Here is an 18,853-nt window from a genome sequence, read left to right on the forward strand (position 1 = left end):
CACCGCCTCCGAGGAAGCTTCCCGGAGAGCGATCGCGGGTGCGAAACGCGTCGGCCGGACTCCACTACGTTCCTTCCGGTCGCCCGCGCGACGTGCCCGCACCGACCCGAAGGACCGGACCCGTGAGCGCCACCCGACCCGAACGCGCCGCCGGCGGTTTCGACGGGGGCGGCGAGCAACGCGCCGCGCCCCAGTACTGCCCGTACTGCGCAGAAGAGGACCTGCGTCCCGAACCGTCCAGCCATCGCGCCTGGAACTGCCGTTCCTGCGCGCGCGTCTTCGAGGTCTCCTTCGTCGGGCTCAAGTTGGGAGCCGGCGCATGACCTCCACGCTGACCGAGACCGAACTGCGCGACCTGGCCGACGCGGCCAACGAGCAGCTGGCCGACGCGAGCGCCGCCGAGATCATCGCCTGGGCCCGCGAGACCTTCGGTGCCGACCTGGTGGTCGCCTCATCGATGGCTGACACGCATCTGGTGCACGTCGCCCAGGCCGCCGCTCCCGGCATCGACGTTCTCTTCCTGGACACCGGCTACCACTTCGCCGAGACCATCGGCACCCGCGATGCCGTCGCGCAGGCGTACAAGGTGAATCTGCTCTCGATCACGCCGAAGCAGACGGTGGCCGAGCAGGACGCGGAGTACGGCCCGAAGCTGCACGACCGCGACCCGGACCGCTGCTGCGCGCTGCGCAAGGTGGAGCCGCTGGAGCGGGGCCTGGAGCCGTACGGCGCCTGGATCAACGGGATGCGCCGCGAAGAGTCGCCGACCCGCGCGGACATCCGCGTGGTCGACTACGACGCCAAGCGCAACATGGTCAAGATCTCGCCGATCGCGGCCTGGACGCAGCAGCAGGTGGACTCGTACATCGAGGAGAACAGCGTCCTGATCAACCCGCTGTTCTTCGACGGCTACACCTCGATCGGCTGCGAACCGTGCACCCGCCGCGCGCTTCCCGGCGAGGACCCGCGCGCCGGGCGCTGGGCCGGGTCGGCCAAGACCGAGTGCGGCCTGCACACGTGACCCACGCCGAACCGATCGACACCGCACCAACAGACACCGCAGCAACAGACACCGCGCCGATATCGACGAAGGAGGAGCACGTGACCGTCCTGACCGACGCCCCGTCACGACTGCACCAGTCCCACCTCGACGCGCTCGAATCCGAGGCGGTGCACATCTTCCGGGAGACCGCCGCGGAGTTCGAGCGGCCGGTGCTGCTGTTCTCCGGCGGCAAGGACTCCATCGTGATGCTGCACCTGGCGCTCAAGGCGTTCTGGCCGGCGCCGGTGCCCTTCGGACTGCTGCACGTGGACACCGGGCACAACTTCCCCGAGGTGCTGGATTTCCGCGACCGCACGGTCGCCCAGCACGGGCTGCGGCTGACCGTGGCCAAGGTGCAGGACTACATCGACGACGGCCGGCTGCGTGAGCGCGCGGACGGCACGCGTAACCCGCTGCAGACCGTGCCGCTGCTCGACGCGATCACCGGCAACAAATTCGACGCGGTGTTCGGCGGCGGACGCCGGGACGAGGAGAAGGCCCGCGCTAAGGAACGGGTCTTCTCGCTGCGGGACGAATTCGGCGGCTGGGACCCGCGCCGGCAGCGCCCCGAACTCTGGGCGCTGTACAACGGCCGGCACCGGCCCGGCGAGCACGTGCGCGTCTTCCCGCTGTCGAACTGGACCGAGCTGGACGTCTGGCAGTACATCGAGCGCGAAGAGATCGAGCTGCCGGAGATCTACTTCGCGCACCAACGCGAGGTGTTCCAGCGCGACGGGATGTGGCTCACACCCGGCGAGTGGGGCGGCCCGAAGGACGGCGAACTGGTTGAGCTGCGCGAGGTGCGTTACCGCACCGTGGGCGACATGTCCTGCACCGGCGCCGTGGATTCGGACGCCGTGACGATCAGTCAGGTCATCCGCGAGATCGCCGCCTCGACGCTGACCGAGCGCGGAGCCACGCGCGCCGACGACAAGATGTCCGAGGCCGCGATGGAAGACCGCAAGCGCGAGGGGTATTTCTAAACATGACCGCCACGCCCACGGAAATCTCCCTGCTTCGCCTGGCCACCGCCGGGTCGGTCGACGACGGCAAGTCCACCCTCGTCGGCCGGCTGCTGCACGACTGCAAGGCGGTGTTCGCGGACCAGCTCGACGCGGTCGAGCGGGTCTCCCGCGAGCGCGGCCTGGCCGGCGCCGACCTGGCGCTGCTCACCGACGGGCTGCGTGCGGAGCGCGAGCAGGGCATCACCATCGACGTGGCATACCGCTACTTCGCCACCCCGCGCCGCCGGTTCATCCTGGCCGACACGCCGGGGCACGTGCAGTACACCCGCAACATGGTCACCGGCGCGTCCACCGCGCAGCTCGCGGTCGTGCTGGTGGACGCGCGCAACGGCGTGGTCGAGCAGACCCGGCGGCACGCGGCCGTCGCGGCGCTGCTGCGGGTGCCGCACGTCGTGCTCGCGGTGAACAAGATGGATCTAGTCGACTACGACGAGGCGGTGTTCGCGCCGATCGCGGACGAGTTCACCGAGTACGCCGCACGGCTGGGCGTGCCCGAGGTCACCGCGATCCCGATCAGCGCGCTGGCCGGCGACAACGTGGTCGAGCCCTCAGCCTCGATGGACTGGTACGGCGGCCCGACGCTGCTTGAGCACCTTGAGGCAGTGGACGTCGAGGAGGACCCGGCGGCGCATCCGGCGCGCTTCCCGGTGCAGTATGTGCTGCGTCCGCAGAGTCCTGGGGAGTTCCGCGACTACCGGGGCTACGCCGGGCAGCTGGTTTCCGGCGTGCTGCGGCCCGGTGACGAGATCGTGGTGCTGCCTTCGGGTCAGCGTTCGACGATCGCCGGGATCGACCGGCTCGGTGAGCAGGACGTCGACGTGGCGTTCGCGCCGCAGTCGGTCACCCTGCGCCTGACCGACGACCTGGACATCTCGCGCGGCGACGTGATCGCCCCGGCCGCGGACGCGCCGACCGCCACGCAGGATGTGATCGCGACCGTGTGCCACCTGGCCGACCGGCCGCTGCGTGCCGGTGACAGGGTGCTGCTTCGGCACACCACGAAGACGGTCAAGGCGATCGTCCGCTCGCTGGACGCGCGGCTGGACATCGACACCTTGGCCGAGGAGCCGTTCCCACAGGGGCTCTCGGTCAACGAGATCGGCCGAGTCACCCTGCGCGTCGCGGCCCCGCTGCCCCTCGACGACTACACCGACAACCGGCGCACCGGTTCGTTCCTGCTCATTGACGAGAGCGACGGCGCCACGCTGACCGCGGGCATGGTCGGCACGCCGCTGCACGCGGACACGGCCACCACACCGACCGTCGATGCGGCGGAGGTGTAGCAGGTGCCTGACTTCATACTCGCCGGGATCTCCGGCGCGATCCACCCGAGGGAGACGGGGCGGCTAAGCGGGTGTACCGGCTCGGACAACTGCCCGGCCGCGCTCTAAGCGCTTAACAGAGACGGTGCTCAATGAGGAGCGCCAGCGGCTGACGCATATCAATGACCGCTGTCGCCACGGTTCGGCAATTGCGAACCGCCTTGCTCAGGCTTCCCTCTCTCTCGACACCGAACGAGGAATCCACGTGTCCCCGCTCCGTATCGCGCACGGCTCCCGCCCCGCCCACCCCGTCAAACGCGCTCTGCTCGGCGCCACCGCGCTGGCCACCCTCGCGCTGACTGCCGCCTGCGCGCACGCCGCCGCGCCGATCAGCAGCACGCCGGTCGCCGCGAACAGCTCGGGGGCCGCGACCGGCACCCCGGCGAGCGAGCTGCACCTCGGCTACTTCGCCAATGTCACGCACACCACCCCGATCGTCGGGGTCGCGAAGGACTTCTTCGCGCAGAAGCTCGGCTCGACCAAGCTGAGCACGCAGATCTTCAACGCCGGCCCGGACGAGATGACCGCGCTGCTCGGCGGCAAGCTCGACGCCGCATACGTGGGGCCGTCATCCGCGCTCAACGCCTGGGTCAAGTCCAAGGGCGGCCTGGTCATCGTGGCGGGAGCGGAGAACGCCGGCGCCGAACTGGTGGTCTCCTCGAAGATCAACTCGCCGGCCGACCTCAAGGGCAAGAGCCTGGCCTCGCCGCAGCTCGGCAACACCCAGGACGTCGCGCTGCGCTACTGGCTCAAGCAGCAGGGCTATGCGACCGACCAGCAGGGCGGCGGCGATGTCAAGATCACACCGACCGACAACGCCACCTCGCTAGCCCTCTTCGAAGCCGGGAAGATCGACGGCGCGTGGGTGCCTGAGCCGTGGGCCTCGCGCCTGGTCGTCGAGGGCAAGGGCCACGTGCTCGTGGACGAGAAGTCGCTGTGGCCCAACGGCCAGTTCGCCACGACGAACCTGGTGGTCTCCAAGTCCTTCCTGCAGGCGCACCCGCAGAGTGTCAAGGCGCTGATCGAAGGTCAGCTCGAGGCGAACGCCTGGGTCGCCGCCAACGCGGCCGACGCGGCCAAGCTGGTCAACACGACCATCAAGTCCTTGACCGGCAAGGCGCTCAAGGACCCGGTGATCACCCGGGCGTGGACCGAGGAGAACGTGACCAATGACCCCGAGGCCTCCTCACTGCAGACCAGCCTGACCCACGCGGTCTCGGATGGCCTGCTCAAGCAGACTCCGCTCGACGGCATCTACGACCTGACCCTGCTCAACCAGGCGCTGGCCGAGGCCGGGCAGCCGGCGGTGTCGTCGGCCGGGCTCGGTAATCAGTAGCGCGGCAACCACTAACGCACCGAAGCAAACCGGCTGAACAGCCTTCCCGTCCCACACCGCCGCCCGGCGAACCCCGTAACGCGCAAGGCGCCGAGACCGCCGGGCGGCGGACCAAGGAGGACAGCGAGATGACCGTGACGATCGACGAGGCGCCCAGCGCCCGGACGCTCACCGAGGCGGCCGTGCGGCTCAGCGGCGTGTCCAAGTGGTTCGGCAAGGAGACCGACAAGCCGGTGCTCGACGGCATCGACCTGACCGTCGCGCCCGGCGAGTTCGTCTGCCTGCTCGGCGCGTCGGGCTGCGGCAAGTCCACGCTGCTGAACCTGGTGGCGGGGCTCGACCCGGTCAGTGCCGGCTCGATCGAGGTGACCGGCGGCCGGGCGGCGCTGATGTTCCAGGAGTCCGCGCTGTTCCCGTGGCTGACCGCGGCCGGGAACATCGAACTGGCGCTGCGGCTGCGCGGGGTCGGCAAGGCGCAGCGGCGCAGCGAGGCGGAGCGGCTGCTGAGCCTGGTGCGGCTGGAAGGCGCGGCGCACAAGCGGGCGCACGAGCTGTCCGGCGGCATGCGGCAACGGGTCGCGCTGGCCCGCGCGCTGGCGCAGCAGGCCGAGGTGCTGCTGATGGACGAGCCGTTCGCCGCGCTCGACGCGATCACCCGCGATGTGCTGCACGGCGAGCTGACCGCGCTGTGGCAGGAGACCGGGGTCACGGTGCTGTTCGTCACGCACAACGTGCGCGAGGCGGCGCGGCTTGGGCAGCGGGTCATCCTGCTTTCCTCCCGGCCGGGCCGGGTGGCCCGAGAGTGGCAGGTCGACATTCCGCAGCCGCGCCGGATCGAGGACGCGGCCGTCTCGGAACTGGCCCGCGAGATCACCGATGAGCTGCACCGGGAGATCACCAAGCACGCCCGGTTCGCCCAGGGCAGTGCGACACAGCGCAGCGGGATCAAGAGCAAGGAGACGCGCCGCGATGGCTAACGAGACCGCGACTTTCGAGAGCGGTTCCTTTGAGGACGCCTCGATCGACGCCTCCGGCGGCGTCGGCGTCGGCATCGACTCCGCCTCTGCCGCGACGGCGGCGAAGCCGGTTGCGGACAACAGCCAGAACCGGCTCGCGACCCTCGAAGCCGGTCTGGACGCGCTGGACACCGCGGCGGTCAAGACTCGGCGGCCGTGGTGGCGGGTCCTGATCTCCAGGGTCTTGCCGCCGGTCGTCGCGCTGGTCGTGACCCTGGCGATCTGGGACCTGCTGGTCGTAATGCACGTGCATTCAGGCGAGATCATGCTGCCCGGACCCGGCGACGTGTGGGACTCCCTGACGACTAACTGGGGTCCTAGCCGGATGGGCGCGGCCATCTGGGACTCGGTGTATCGCGCCGCCATCGGCTTCGCCGCCTCGGTCGTGATCGGCACCGTGATCGGGCTGCTCGTCGCGCGAATCGCCCCGCTGCGCGCCGCCGTGCAGCCGTTGCTTTCCGGCTTGCAGAACCTGCCCTCGGTGGCGTGGGTGCCGATCGGCATCATCTGGTTCGGTGTCACCTCGGCGACGATCTACACGGTGGTGCTGCTCGGTGCGGTGCCGTCGATCGCGGTGGGCTTGATCGACGGGCTGGACCGCGTGCCCCCGATTTACCTGCGCGTCGGCCGCAACCTTGGCGCACGCGGGCTGGACTCGGTGCGCTTCGTGCTGATCCCGGCCGCGCTGCCGGGCTATGTCTCGGGCATGAAGCAGGGCTGGGCCTTCGCCTGGCGCTCGTTGATGGCCGCAGAGCTGATCGCGATCTCGCCCTCGCTGGGTCCCGGCGTCGGCCAGGTGATGAAGTTCGCCCAGGACAACCTGGACCTGTCCCTGGCGATCGGCTCGATCATCATCATCCTGATCATCGGCATCGGGATCAACCAGTTGTTCTTCGCCCCGCTTGAGCGCAGGCTGCTGCGTACCAGGGGTCTGAGCCGGTCATGAATACGCAGCGCACGCGGATCGAGCGGGTCGCACAGGCCAAGCAGCCCGCTCTGCTCGCCGTGGCTCACGGTTCGCGCGATCCGCGGCACGCCGCCGCGTTGCGCGGGCTGTTGGCCGCGGTGCGCCGTGCCAGGCCCGCGCTGCGTGCCGAGCTTGGATTCCTCGACCTGTGCGGCCCCGATGTCCCCACCGCGCTCGCTCGCCTCGTCGCATCAGAGCACGAAGAGGCCCGCAGCGTCGTCGTGCTGCCGCTCTTTCTCAGTCACGGCTACCACGTCGGTCACGACATCCCGGCTGTCACCGCGCTTGCGCGTGAATCCGTGCATCGTCCGCCGCGGCTGATCATCGCCGATCCGCTCGGCCCGGATCCGCTTCTCGACGCGGCGATGCAGCGTCGCCTGCGTGAGCAGGGTGAGTTCGGCGCCGAGTCGGACCTCAGCCTGGTCGTCGCCTCGGCCACGATCGCTGCGACGGAAACGATGGACGCCATCAGGGTGCTGCGGTCCGCCGGCATCGGGCCGATCGCCGTCGCCTCGTACTTCCTCGCGCCGGGCCTGCTATACGACCGAGTGCGCACCGACGCGCTCGCCGCGCGCGTACCGATCGCGGCTCCGCTGACCACTGCGGACGGCGAGCCGCCGGCCGAACTGGTGCAGCTCGTCCTGAATCGCTACGCGCAGGCCGCCGAGGCTCGGCCCTTGGCTTCGCGACTGGCCGGCGCCGCCGCAGTGGCCTGATTCACCCTCAGCTGGCCAGCACACGCTCGCGCTCGGCCTCGAGGTCGAAATCTCCCGCCGGGTACTGGGGATCGATCCGCTCAAGGGCCTCGACCAGCAGGCGCGTGACCGCGTAGTTGCGGTACCACTTGTGATCCGCGGGCACGACGTACCACGGGGCGTCCTGCGTCGAGCACTTCTCCAGCGCGACGCGGTAAGCATCCTGATACTGCGGCCACAGTTCGCGCTCATCGACGTCGCCGGGGTTGTACTTCCAGTGCTTCGCCGGATCCTCCAGCCGGGCCAGCAGGCGCTCCTTCTGCTCGTCGCGGGAGATGTGCAGGAAGCACTTGACCAGCACCGCGCCGTCCGCGACCAGTTTCTGCTCGAAGCCGTTGATCAGCTGGTACCGCCTGCCGATGGTCATCGGCACAGCGAGCTTGCGTACCCGGGCGATCAGCACGTCTTCGTAGTGTGAGCGGTCGAAGATGCCGACCTCGCCGGCCGTCGGCAGCGCCCTGCGAATGCGCCAGAGGAAGTCGTGCGCGCGCTCTTCCTCGGTGGGCGCCTTGAAGGCGGTCAGCCGGGTTCCGTTCGGGTCGAGCTGGCCGATGACGTGGCGCACCGTGCCGCCCTTGCCCGAGGTATCCATGCCCTGCAGGACAAGCAGCACCTTGCGACTGCTGTCGCCGCCGCGCGCCGCCGCGAAAAGTCGTTCCTGGAGCTCTTCGAGCCGCGCCGCCAGCTTCGGCAGTTCGTCCTCGGCCTTATCACGGGAGGAGACGCCCGGTGTGGAATCGGGATCGATCGCCGCGAGGTCCACCGCGCCCGCCGGCACGCGCAGCAGCTCACTGAACACCGCCGCTTCGGCGTCAGCCCCCTGCTTCGCCTTTCGCCCACCGCTCTTCTTCGCCACAGCCTTCTCCCCCGCCGGCTCCTTCTTCCCAGCCTTTTCCCCCGCAGCCGTCTTCTCCCCGGCCTTCTCCCCCGCGGGCTTCTTTTCCGCCGCGGCTTTCACCTTCTCAATGCTCTGCGGCGCGATCTGCGGGAAGCCCGCGGTCACCGGCTCCAGTTCGGCCGCACGGTCGAGTTCGGCGATGACGATCTCGGCCGCGACCTGCTCCACGAGGCGCTGCGTGCCCTCGGCTCGCTTGAGCTTCACCGACTTGAGCTTCGTCGACCCGTTCGAACGCGCGCTCTCGCCGGCGCCCGGCTTCGCCACCTCGGCGCGCACGACGGCTTGCGCCTTGCCCGAAGACTTGTCCTTCTTCTTGCCCGCCCGCTTGTCGGCCACGTCGCTCTTCTTGTGCTTCTCGTCAGCACGGCGCTTGCCGTCGCCCTTGCCCCCAGACTTCGCCACGTGACCGCTCCTCAGTCAGCCGAGCCGCGCGCTCGGTCGTTGACGCGATTCTCGCACTTCACTGCGCGGCAGTCAGGACCGCGCCGGAACCAGTGCGGCTCCGGCGCTCGCCAGGGACACCAGCCGCGAGGTCGCGCGCAGGTATTTCTTCCGGTACCCGCCGGTCAGCAGTTCCGGGGCGAAGAGCTGGTCAACCGGTGCGCCAGCGGCGAGCACGGGGATCGAGCGGTCATACAGCCGGTCCACCAGGACGACCAGCCGCAGCGCGGCGTTCTGGTCGTCGATTGGACGCAAACCGCTCAGCGCCACCGCGCCGACACCGTCCAGCAGCGCGCCGTAGCGGCTCGGATGCAGCGTGCTGAGATGGCCGATCAGGTCATCGAAATCGTCTGCGACGCGCCCGGCCTCGTCAGCGTCCAGAAACGCGGCGAGGTCCCCGTCACTCGCGGGGCTCGGTGCCGCGGCGGCGTCTCGTCTGCGATAGTCCGAGCCCTCGATCCGGAGGGGGGCGAAACGCGCGGCCAGGCCTTGGATCTCACGCAGGAAGTCAGCGGCGGCGAATCGCCCCTCGCCTAGCCGATCAGGCAGTGTGTTCGAGGTCGCCGCGAGCTGTACCCCTGCTTCCGCCAACCGGGTGAGCAGAGTGCTGATGAGCACTGTGTCGCCTGGATCGTCGAGTTCGAATTCGTCGATGCAGATCAGCTCACGGGTCGCCAGTCGCGCGACGCAGGCGGCGAAACCGAGGGCCCCGACCAGGTTCGTGTACTCGACGAACGTGCCGTACGCCTTCTGCCCTTCCGTCGCATGCCACAGCGAAGCCAGCAGGTGCGTCTTGCCGACTCCGTAGCCGCCGTCGAGGTAGACCCCGGCCTTGCCCTCAAAGCTACCGCTCGCCGAGCCTCCGGCCGCGGACCGGCTCAGCAGCCGTCGAGCCGAGAATCGAGATGTGTGCCCCGCGTTCCTGGACCGAGCGGCCCTACCTGCTAGCAGGTCGCGCGCAGCGCTCTGCGATGGCTCTGCGGGGTCGGGTACGTATGTGTCGAAGCGTGCGGACGCGAAGCGCGGCGGCGGTACAAGCTCCGCGAGCAACCGCTCCGGCGTGACCGTCGGGACGCGCCCGGCCAGGCTCGCCGGCGCCTCCGTGCCTAAGATCAGCTTCACCTATCGATCGTATTTCCGGCGCGGCCTCGGACCGGCCGTCAGCCGCGTGACCTTCCTCTCCATAACTCGTGTTTTCGCAGTTCAACTGCCATCTGTGAGCGATATCACGGCCCGACCACCGTCGGCCCCACGCGCATTCCGCTCCCATCGACCGTGTCCCCGACACGGCTGCAATAGTGGCGCCGCTGTGTCACGCTGACTATGTGCGCCAACTGATTCCGCGACCCAACCGAGACGTCGAACCCGATCTGGCCGTGGTGTACGCGTACCCCGGACACACCCGCCGCTGGGTGCGGGCGAACATGGTGTCCTCCGCGGACGGCGCGGCGCAGTCAGACGGCAAATCCGGCGGGCTGTCCGGAGAAGCGGACAAGAAGATCTTCCGCGCGCTTCGCGGCCTGGCCGACGTCATCCTCGTCGGCGCGACCACGGTGCGCACCGAGGGGTACCGCCAGCCCGCGCAGCCCCGGGAGCCGTACGCACGGCTGCGCACGGCCGCGGGCCAGACTCCGGCCGCCGCGATCGCCGTGATCAGCGCGAGCCTCAACCTCGACTTCGACGCGCCGCTCTACCGGGAGCCGGTCGTGCCCACCATCACCATCACGGTCAGCGATGCTCCCGCCGACCGCCTAGCCGTGGCGCGAGACGCGGGCGAGGTGCTGATCGCGGGCACCGGCCGTGCCGATGTAGGGCTCGCGATCGACCAGTTGGCGGGATCGGGCCGCGGCCGGATCCTGTGCGAGGGCGGCCCGCATCTACTCGCCGAGGTGGCCCGCGCGGGCCGTTTGGACGAACTCTGCCTCGCTCTTTCGCCGCAATTGGTGGCCGGTCACGCGCTACGCATCCTCGACGGACCGCCGCTCGAGCCGCCGCTCCCGCTGGCTCTGCACACGCTCCTCATCGAGGACGGCTTCCTGTTCACCCGGCACCTCGTCACCAACCGGGTGGCGGCCTGACCGGGGCCTGCGCGACGAGCACGATGAATTCTCTGAGTTGCCTCTGAACCCCATTACCGTCCGCTTACCCCACCATCCCGCAGCCCCAAGAGCCGCCCGGCGGCCTTACGCTCGAATCATGACCTACGAGGTGACGAAGTCCGAGGACGAGTGGCGCGCCGAGCTTTCCCCGCAGGAGTACCGGGTCCTGCGCCAAGCCGGTACTGAAGCCGCCTTCACCGGCGAGTACACCGACACCGAGACGGTCGGCGTCTACAAGTGCCGCGCCTGCGGTAACGAGCTGTTCCGTTCGGACACTAAGTTCCATTCGCACTGCGGCTGGCCGTCGTTCTTCGACCCGGCCGACTCGAAGGCCGTCGAAGTGCTGCAAGACCGCTCCTTCGGCATGGTCCGCACCGAGGTCCGCTGCGCCCGCTGTGGCTCCCACCTCGGCCACGTCTTCGAGGGCGAGGGCTACCCGACCCCGACCGACCAGCGCTACTGCATCAACTCCATCAGCCTGACCCTCGAACCGGCCGAGGAGTAGGCCAGCGTCAGCGCCCGGCGAGGTGTCGCAGCAGCCGACATCACGCCGCGGTCGTACGCGGCGTGATCGTCACGGCAAGGTTCGCACCAAGCGCGGCGGCGAGGCGCTCAAGCACGGGAAGCGTCGGAACCGTACCGCCGGCCTCGAACCGCGCCACCGCAGACTGGGTCATCGCTGCTCGGTTGGCGAGTTCGGACTGGCTCCAGCCCGCCTCTTCTCGCAGCAGCCGGACAGTGCGGCCGAGTTCGAACGCGAGCCTTGCCGCCTCGTACGCTTCAGGCGCTCCAGTCTCCGCCATTCGGCGGGCACGCAGCTCGGTCCAGTCAGTGCGATCACTCATGCCTCAACCTCCTCGTCGGCCGTGTGCGCCTCAGCGATGCATCGAGTCATAGAACGCCGTGTGAGCGAATTGCTCAGTAACAAGCGTCTCCAACCACAGCCTGACCTCTTCTTCCAGCTCTACCCCAAGCCATAGCATCGATGCTATGGAGACTTAGGGACCAGGGGTGGCCGACACAACGGACATTCACTCGATCTTGTGACGCTGACGCTTTGCAGGTCGGCAGGCGCAGCGGCGAAACGCGCACAGCTTGACCAGCGAGATCCTTTGCGGACCCGCCGGGGATGCGGTTGGCTGGATCGCAGCCGCCGCGGCGCGTGCGCGCTGGCGTGTCAGCCGTTGCCGCCGGGCGGCCATCAGTGCAAGTTGCGACTCGTCGTCCTCGCGGGAGCCCGGATGCGCTTGACCCCGACGGAGCGGGACCGGCTGCTGCTGTTCACCGCGGCGCAACTGGCTCGCGCCCGACGCGCCCGAGGCCTGCTGTTGAACGTGCCCGAAGCGACCGCGTTGATCGCCGACACGGTATGCGAGGCCGCACGCGACGGGCTACGGCTGGCCGAGGCGGTCGAGGCCGGGCGCACGGTGCTTTCCGCCGCCGAGGTGCTGCCCGGCGTACCGGACATCGTCACCGAAGTGCAGGTCGAAGCGGTCTTCGACGACGGGACGCGGCTGGCCATCGTCTCGGAGCCGTTCCGCGGCGCCTCACTCGGCGGGCGTGCGCCGGGGGCCATCCTGCCGCGCGAGGAGCGGGACGACGCGCGGAGCAGCCCGTGGGAAGCGGAACGCAGCGCGCCTCCAGCCCCAATCGCGACGCTGCCAGTCGTCAACATCGGCGAGGTACCCATCTCGGTCACCAGCCACTTCCACTTCTTCGAGGTCAACCGGCGGCTGGCATTCGACCGCGCCGCCGCGTACGGCCTGCGGCTCGACATCCCGGCCGGTTCCTCGACGCGCTTCGAGCCGGGCGCCGTCGTCGAGGTCGCGCTCGTGCCGATCGGCGGGGCGCGTGTCGCGATCGGGTTCTCCGGCCTCGTCGACGGTCCGCTGGACGCCCCGGGGGCGCGCGAGGCCGCGCTCGCTCGAGCACGGGCCGAGGGTTACACGATGGCCTTCGGTGAGGCCGGGGACGGCGCGCGATGAGCAGCCTCGAACCACGCGACTACGTGTCCGTACACGGCGCGCGCAAGGGCGACCGCATCCGTCTCGGCGACACGAACCTGGTCATCGAGGTCGAAGACGACGCGCAGGAACCGGGCTCGGAATTCCTGGCCGGCTTCGGCAAGACCGCCCGTGACGGACTGCACCTCAAGGCCGCCTCGGTCGCCGCGACCTGCGACCTAGTCATCAGCAACGTCGTGGTCATCGATGCCGCTCTCGGCATCCGCAAGGTCTCGATCGGCATCCGCGACGGCCGGATCCACGCGATCGGGCGCGCCGGGAACCCGGACACGCTCGACGGCGTGGATATCGTCGTCGGCACCGGGACCGCGATCGTGTCCGGCGAAGGGCTGATCGCGACGGCAGGAGCGATCGACACCCATGTGCACCTGCTCTCGCCGCGCATCATGGAGGCTTCGCTGGCCTCGGGTGTGACCACGATCATCGGGCAGGAATTCGGTCCCGTGTGGGGCGTCGGGGTCAACTCACCGTGGGCGCTGCGGCACTCCTTCAACGCGTTCGACGCCTGGCCGGTCAACATCGGCTTCCTGGCTCGCGGCTCATCCTCCGATCCGGCGCCGCTGATCGAGGCGCTGGCCGAGGGCGGCGCGTCCGGCTTCAAGGTGCACGAGGACATGGGCGCGCACGCTCGCGCCCTGGACACCGCGCTGCGCGTCGCCGAGGACTTCGACGTTCAGGTCGCGGTGCACACGGATGGCCTGAACGAGGCGTTGAGCGTGGAGGACACGCTGTCCGTGTTGGAAGGGCGGACCATTCACGCGTTTCACATCGAGGGCTGCGGAGGCGGACACGTGCCGAACGTGCTGCGGCTGGCCGGCGAACCGAACATCATCGGCTCCTCGACCAACCCGACGCTGCCGTTCGGCCGGGACGCGATCGGCGAGCACTTCGGCATGATCGTCTCAGCGCACGGACTTAAAACGGACCTGCCCGGAGACGCCGCCCTCGCCCGCGACCGGATCCGCGCCGGAACGATGGGCGCCGAGGACGTGCTACACGACCTTGGCGTCATCCCGATCACATCCTCCGACGCGCAGGGCATGGGACGCGCTGGAGAGACGGTCAGGCGCACGTTCGCCGTCGCGGACAAGATGAAGACCGAGCGCGATACGGGGAACTCGGCGCGCGACAACTCCATGCACGACAACGATCGCGTGCTGCGGTACATCGCCAAGCTGACGGTCAATCCGGCGATCGCGCACGGCCTCTCCCACGAAATCGGCACGCTCGAAGTCGGCAAGGTAGCGGACATCGTGCTGTGGAACCCCTCCTCATTCGCCGCCAAGCCGTACCTGGTCCTCAAAGCCGGGTTCCCGGCGTACGGCGTGGTCGGCGACCCGAACGCGTCCACCGACCGTTGTGAACCGCTCGTCTACGGCCCGCAATTCGGCGGGCACGGCGCGACTGCCGCAGACCTCTCCATCGCCTTCGTCGCCGACGCGGCCGTACAGTCCGCCGCCGACCTCATGCCAACGCGCCGACGCCGAGTCGCGGTCCGCGGCACCCGCGGCATCGGTCCAGGCGCCATGATCCGCAACAGCCGCACCGGCGCGGTACGGGTCGATCCGGCCACCGGCCGAGTCACCCTCGACGGCGCGCCGATCGAATCAGCCCCCGCAGATTCCGTCCCCCTCTCCCGCCTCTACTTCCTGTAGGAGCCACGCCGCGCCATGACCACTCCCGCAGAGCACGGATACGCCATGCCCGCCGAATGGCAGCCGCACGAGCGCACCTGGATGGCGTGGCCGACCGAGGGCTACACGCTCGGCGACGACCCGGACGAGGCGTACCAGGCGTGGTCACAGGTCGCGAACACGATCGCCCGCTACGAGCCGGTGACCATGGTGGTCGACCCGGCGGAAACGGCGACCGCCTCGGCCCGCCGCTGGCTCGACCCCGCGGTGACCGTGGTCGCGCGGCCGCTGGACGACGCCTGGATGCGTGACATCGGCCCGACTTTCCTCACCCGCCCGGCGAGCGGAGCCAAGCAGGCCGGACTGGCCGCCGCGGACTGGATCTTCAACGGCTGGGGCGCGCAGTCCTGGGCCAGCTGGGACAAGGATGCCGAGATCGCCGAAACGGTCGCCGAACTGGCCGGGGCCCGCCGCTTCGCCTCGCCGATGGTCAACGAGGGCGGCGGCATCCATGTGGACGGCGCCGGTACCGTGCTGGTCACCGAGACCGTCCAGCTCGATCCCGGACGCAACCCGGGCTGGACGCGCGAGCGGGTCGAGGCCCAGCTGCGCGGATTCCTCGGCGCGTGGAAGGTGATCTGGCTGCCGCGCGGCCTGACCCGTGACTACGGCGAGTTCGGCACGCGTGGGCACGTCGACATCGTCGCGGCATTCGTGAAACCGGGCGTCGTCGTGGTGCACACACAGCCGGATCCGGCGCACCCCGATCACGAGGTCGGCAAGGAAAACGCGGCGATCCTGCGCGCCGCGACAGATGCACAGGGCCGCCGGCTAGAGGTCGTCGAACTCCCCGCGCCGACGGTGCTCGAAGAGGACGGCGAACCGGTCGACTACTCCTACGTCAACCACTACCTGGCCAACGGCCTGGCGCTTATGTGCGGCTTCGACGATCCGCGCGACGAACAAGCCGCCGAGATATTCGCCAAGCTGCTGCCGGACCGCAAGATCGAGTTCGTCGACGCACGGCCGATCTTCGCGCGCGGCGGCGGGATCCACTGCATCACCCAGCAGCAGCCTCGGGTGTGACGGCCCCTGCTTGCGCCTGCTACGGCAGCGCTTCGACGATCTCCGCGACCGACCGGCGGCGGCCGGTGTAGAAGGGCACTTCCTCGCGCACGTGCCGCCGGGTCTCCGAGCCGCGCAGGTGCCGCATCAGGTCCACGATGCGGTGCAGTTCGTCGGCTTCGAAGGCGAGGATCCACTCGTAATCGCCAAGGGCGAACGACGGGACCGTGTTGGCGCGTACGTCCGGGTACTCGCGCGACATCATGCCGTGCTCGGCCAGCAGCCTGCGGCGCTCCTCGTCGGGCAACAGGTACCACTCGTACCCGCGCACGAAGGGGTAGACCGCGATCCACGCGCGGGCCTGCTCGCCGGCCAGGTACGCCGGGATGTGGCTCTTGTTGAACTCGGCGGGGCGGTGCACGGCCATGTTCGACCACACCGGCTCGCAGGATCGTCCGAGCCCGGTTTTGCGGAACCGCGAGTAAGCGTCTTGCAAGGCTTCGGCGGTCTCGGCGTGCCACCAGATCATCAGATCGGCGTCCGCACGCAGGCCGGAGATCTCGTACGTGCCCCGCACGACGACGTCCTTCTCGGCGAGGTCGGCGTAGAGCGCGTCGACTTCCTGCGCATATGCGGCGCGGCTGTCCTCCGGCAGCGGCTTGGCCACCCGGAAGACGGACCACGCCGTGTAGCGGATCACTTCGTTCAGCTCGCGGGCCTTGCGGCTGATCGGCGCGGCCTCGGTCATGACAGTTCTCTTCCTTCGTCGCCGTGTTGCTTCAAATCCGCGTGTTGCTTCGCATCGCTGCTGTCGTCAAGCTTCTCAACGCCGGTCGCACCCAGCTCGACGATCGCCCTACGCGCCGATGCGATGCACGCCGGGATTCCAACACCGTCATACGCGGCTCCCGCGACGGCGAGTCCTTCCGGCAGCGCGGCGCGTACCGCAGCCACTCGGTCCAGATGCCCGACTGCGTACTGCGGTAGAGCACGCATCCAGCGCTGCACGTGCGTGTCCACGGGCGTAGCGGCGATACCTATCGCGTCGCCGAGGTCTGACAGGGCGACCTTGACCAAGTCCTCGTCGTCGCGGTCGAGATCCTTCTCCTCGCCGTGCCGGCCGAGCGAGGCACGCAGGATCACCAGGCTTCCCGCAGCGTGCGCCAGCCACGGCCACTTAGCCGTGGAGAACGTTGACGCCTTGATCGCACGGCCGTCCACCGGCGGGACGAGGAACCCGGAGCCGGGCAGTCCCTCCGGACCGAGCGCGGCAGCCGGGATAGCGAAGGTGACGATGGCCATCGAGGCGTACTCGATCGCGCTGAGCTGCGCGGCCGCAGTCGGGGCGTGCCCGGCCAGCAAACGTGCGGCCTCCGGCGCCGGAACGGCCAGCACCACCGCGTCAGTGTCGACGGCGCTGCCATCACCCAGCTCGAGCCGCCATCCATCCCCCGCCTTCGTCAGCGCCCTGACCGCGAGCCCGGTCCTCAACTGCGCGCCGTATCTCCTCGCGTCATCCCCCACCGCGATCGGCAACCGTCCGACCCCGCCACGGATCCCCGCGAAGACCGGGCCACCAGGCACGCCCGAGCGCGCGGCGAGCAGGTCCCGCACGCCGTTGGTCAGCGACGTTCCCGCAGCGGCCAGCGGCGCGAGCTGAGGCACCGTGGCAGCGAGCGAAAGCTTGTCGGCATGTCCGGCGTAGACGCCGCCGAGCAGCGGTTCGACCAGCCGATCGACCACATCGTGCCCGACGCGCTTGGCGACGTACTCGCCGACCGCGACGTCGCCTTCCACCGGCGTGCGCGGTAGCAGCCGGTCGGCCCGCACCCGCGCCAGTGCGGCGGCATTGAGCAAGCCGCTCGCCGCCAACGCGCGCAGATCGCCTGGCACGCCCATCAATTGGCCGCCGGGCAGCGGATGCAACTCGCCGCGACTCCAGATCCCGGCCGCGGTCGTCGCGGGATGTACGAGGTCTTCGGCGAGCCCGACCTCCTCGGCCAGGCCGGTGCCCTCGGGGCGGCGCGCCAGGATCGACTCGGCGCCGAGGTCCACCTGCACTCCGGCGACGCCGCCGAGGGCGAGCTTTCCGCCCGTACGAGCGTCGGCTTCGAACAGCGTCACCTGCCAGCCGGCGCGGGCCGCGGCCTGCGCGGCGGCCAGACCGGCGATGCCGCCGCCGACGACCGCGAGCCGCTTGGTCCGCGCGCCCAACCTCTCCGAAGAAGTCATCGCTGTCGGGCCGCGCGGATACTCATCGTGAACTCACCTCATGGACCACTTCAACGATCCTGGCCAGCACGTCCGGGTCGGTCTGCGGACCGACGCCATGCCCCAGGTTGAACACGTGCCCCTCCAGCCCTTCGGCATCGCGCAGCACCCGGCGGGTCGCCGCCTCGACGGCTTCCCAGGGCGCGAAGACGACGGCAGGGTCGAGATTGCCCTGCAGCGCCTTTCCCGGACCGATCCGCCGCGCGGCCTCGTCCAGCGGCACTCGCCAGTCCACGCCGACCACATCGGCCCCGGCCTCGCCCATCAGCGCGAGCAGTTCGCCGGTCCCGACGCCGAAGTGGATGCGCGGCGCGCCGAAGTGGGCGACCGAGCCGAGCACCTTCGCCGAGGCGGGCATCACGTGCGTGCGGTAGTCGAGCGGAGCCAGCGCCCCAGCCCAGGAGTCGAACAGCTGCACCGCGCTCGCGCCCGCGCTCAACTGCACGGTGAGGAACGCGGCGGTGATGTCCGCGAGCCGGTCGAGCAGCGCCGCGAACAGCTGCGGCGCGCCGTACATCATCGCCTTGGTCTGCTCGTAGCTGCGCGACGGGCCGCCCTCGATCAGATAGCTGGCCAGGGTGAACGGCGCGCCCCCGAAGCCGATCAGCGGGGTCGGGCCGAGTTCGGCGGTGAGGATCCGCACCGCCTCGGTGACAAAGGAAAGATCATCCGAATCCGGCACGCGCAGCCGCTCCAGATCGGCCTCGGTGCGGAATGGCTGCTCTATGACGGGACCGACGCCGGGCTTGATGTCCAGGCCGAAGCCGATCGCTTTGAGCGGCGTCACGATGTCGCTGAAGAAGATCGCTGCGTCGACCCCGTATCGGCGGACCGGCTGCAGCGTGATCTCGGCGACCATCTCAGGCATCATGCACGAGGTCAGCATCGGCACGCCCTCGCGCAGCTTGCGGTATTCGGGCAGCGCGCGGCCAGCCTGGCGCATGAACCACACCGGCGT

General features: G+C 69.6%; 19 protein-coding genes. 13 read left to right on the forward strand and 6 right to left on the reverse strand.

Annotated elements, in window-relative coordinates:
- Positions 1-122 precede the first annotated feature (122 nt).
- The 8 genes from VN779_RS21620 to VN779_RS21655 all read left to right on the forward strand — a co-directional run bounded on the left by VN779_RS21620 (position 123) and on the right by VN779_RS21655 (position 7,424).
- Positions 123-323 carry a hypothetical protein gene (locus VN779_RS21620; protein WP_325726237.1) on the forward strand — a complete coding sequence of 67 codons (201 nt, stop codon included), beginning with the start codon at positions 123-125 and terminating at the stop codon, positions 321-323.
- Positions 320-1,021 carry a phosphoadenylyl-sulfate reductase gene (locus tag VN779_RS21625; RefSeq protein ID WP_325726239.1) on the forward strand — a complete coding sequence of 234 codons (702 nt, stop codon included), beginning with the start codon at positions 320-322 and terminating at the stop codon, positions 1,019-1,021. Before VN779_RS21620 ends, VN779_RS21625 begins: the two co-directional genes overlap by 4 nt.
- Positions 1,022-1,101: 80 nt before the next feature.
- Positions 1,102-2,025 carry a sulfate adenylyltransferase subunit CysD gene (gene cysD, locus VN779_RS21630; RefSeq protein ID WP_325726241.1) on the forward strand — a complete coding sequence of 308 codons (924 nt, stop codon included), beginning with the start codon at positions 1,102-1,104 and terminating at the stop codon, positions 2,023-2,025.
- A gap of 2 nt (positions 2,026-2,027) precedes the next feature.
- Positions 2,028-3,350, forward strand: coding sequence for a sulfate adenylyltransferase subunit 1 (locus tag VN779_RS21635; protein WP_325726243.1), 1,323 nt, complete (start codon positions 2,028-2,030; stop codon positions 3,348-3,350).
- 244 nt (positions 3,351-3,594) lie between these two features.
- A complete protein-coding gene (locus VN779_RS21640) occupies positions 3,595-4,725 on the forward strand; it encodes an ABC transporter substrate-binding protein (RefSeq protein ID WP_325726245.1) in 1,131 nt (376 codons plus the stop codon).
- A 128-nt stretch (positions 4,726-4,853) separates the two neighbouring features.
- Complete coding sequence (locus tag VN779_RS21645) at positions 4,854-5,702, forward strand: ABC transporter ATP-binding protein (protein WP_325726249.1); 849 nt, start codon at positions 4,854-4,856, stop codon at positions 5,700-5,702.
- Entirely contained in the window at positions 5,695-6,687 is a 993-nt protein-coding gene (locus VN779_RS21650) for an ABC transporter permease (protein ID WP_325726251.1), read from the forward strand. Before VN779_RS21645 ends, VN779_RS21650 begins: the two co-directional genes overlap by 8 nt.
- Complete coding sequence (locus tag VN779_RS21655) at positions 6,684-7,424, forward strand: sirohydrochlorin chelatase (RefSeq protein ID WP_325726253.1); 741 nt, start codon at positions 6,684-6,686, stop codon at positions 7,422-7,424. The genes VN779_RS21650 and VN779_RS21655 overlap by 4 nt, the downstream gene beginning before the upstream one ends.
- A 7-nt stretch (positions 7,425-7,431) precedes the next feature.
- Here the strand turns inward: VN779_RS21655 and VN779_RS21660 are convergent, their stop codons facing one another.
- Both VN779_RS21660 and zapE read right to left on the reverse strand, forming a co-directional pair.
- Positions 7,432-8,763 carry a polyphosphate kinase 2 family protein gene (locus tag VN779_RS21660; RefSeq protein ID WP_325726255.1) on the reverse strand — a complete coding sequence of 444 codons (1,332 nt, stop codon included), beginning with the start codon at positions 8,761-8,763 and terminating at the stop codon, positions 7,432-7,434.
- A gap of 72 nt (positions 8,764-8,835) precedes the next feature.
- Complete coding sequence (zapE, locus tag VN779_RS21665) at positions 8,836-9,918, reverse strand: cell division protein ZapE (RefSeq protein WP_349260887.1); 1,083 nt, start codon at positions 9,916-9,918, stop codon at positions 8,836-8,838.
- A gap of 209 nt (positions 9,919-10,127) precedes the next feature.
- On the opposite strand from zapE, the gene VN779_RS21670 reads away from it, so the two are divergent.
- Both VN779_RS21670 and msrB read left to right on the forward strand, forming a co-directional pair.
- The gene (locus VN779_RS21670; RefSeq protein WP_325726259.1) at positions 10,128-10,880 is read left to right on the forward strand and encodes a dihydrofolate reductase family protein; all 753 of its coding nucleotides are present in this window, start codon (positions 10,128-10,130) and stop codon (positions 10,878-10,880) included.
- Positions 10,881-10,998: 118 nt separating this feature from the next.
- Complete coding sequence (gene msrB / locus VN779_RS21675) at positions 10,999-11,406, forward strand: peptide-methionine (R)-S-oxide reductase MsrB (RefSeq protein WP_325726261.1); 408 nt, start codon at positions 10,999-11,001, stop codon at positions 11,404-11,406.
- 40 nt (positions 11,407-11,446) lie between these two features.
- On the opposite strand, the gene VN779_RS21680 is transcribed toward msrB, so the two are convergent.
- Positions 11,447-11,746, reverse strand: coding sequence for a helix-turn-helix transcriptional regulator (locus tag VN779_RS21680; protein WP_325726263.1), 300 nt, complete (start codon positions 11,744-11,746; stop codon positions 11,447-11,449).
- Positions 11,747-12,142: 396 nt separating this feature from the next.
- On the opposite strand from VN779_RS21680, the gene ureA reads away from it, so the two are divergent.
- From ureA to VN779_RS21695, 3 genes are read left to right on the forward strand one after another with little or no spacing between them, the layout of a single operon-like run.
- Positions 12,143-12,886 (forward strand): urease subunit gamma, encoded by a 744-nt coding sequence (gene ureA / locus VN779_RS21685; RefSeq protein WP_325726265.1) that lies wholly within the window; start codon positions 12,143-12,145, stop codon positions 12,884-12,886.
- Entirely contained in the window at positions 12,883-14,580 is a 1,698-nt protein-coding gene (locus VN779_RS21690) for an urease subunit alpha (RefSeq protein WP_325726267.1), read from the forward strand. The genes ureA and VN779_RS21690 overlap by 4 nt, the downstream gene beginning before the upstream one ends.
- A 15-nt stretch (positions 14,581-14,595) precedes the next feature.
- Entirely contained in the window at positions 14,596-15,645 is a 1,050-nt protein-coding gene (locus VN779_RS21695) for an agmatine deiminase family protein (protein ID WP_325726269.1), read from the forward strand.
- A 19-nt stretch (positions 15,646-15,664) separates the two neighbouring features.
- Here the strand turns inward: VN779_RS21695 and hemQ are convergent, their stop codons facing one another.
- The 3 genes from hemQ to hemE all read right to left on the reverse strand — a co-directional run.
- Positions 15,665-16,372, reverse strand: a complete 708-nt coding sequence (gene hemQ, locus VN779_RS21700) for a hydrogen peroxide-dependent heme synthase (protein ID WP_325726271.1) — start codon at positions 16,370-16,372, stop codon at positions 15,665-15,667.
- Positions 16,369-17,856, reverse strand: coding sequence for a protoporphyrinogen oxidase (gene hemG, locus VN779_RS21705; protein WP_325726273.1), 1,488 nt, complete (start codon positions 17,854-17,856; stop codon positions 16,369-16,371). The genes hemQ and hemG overlap by 4 nt, the downstream gene beginning before the upstream one ends.
- 22 nt (positions 17,857-17,878) lie before the next feature.
- Positions 17,879-18,853 (reverse strand): uroporphyrinogen decarboxylase (hemE, locus tag VN779_RS21710; protein WP_325726275.1); only part of this gene is annotated, 975 nt, incomplete at its 5' end.

Source organism: Actinocrinis sp. (genome assembly GCF_035605935.1).
Lineage (GTDB): Bacteria > Actinomycetota > Actinomycetes > Streptomycetales > Catenulisporaceae > Actinocrinis.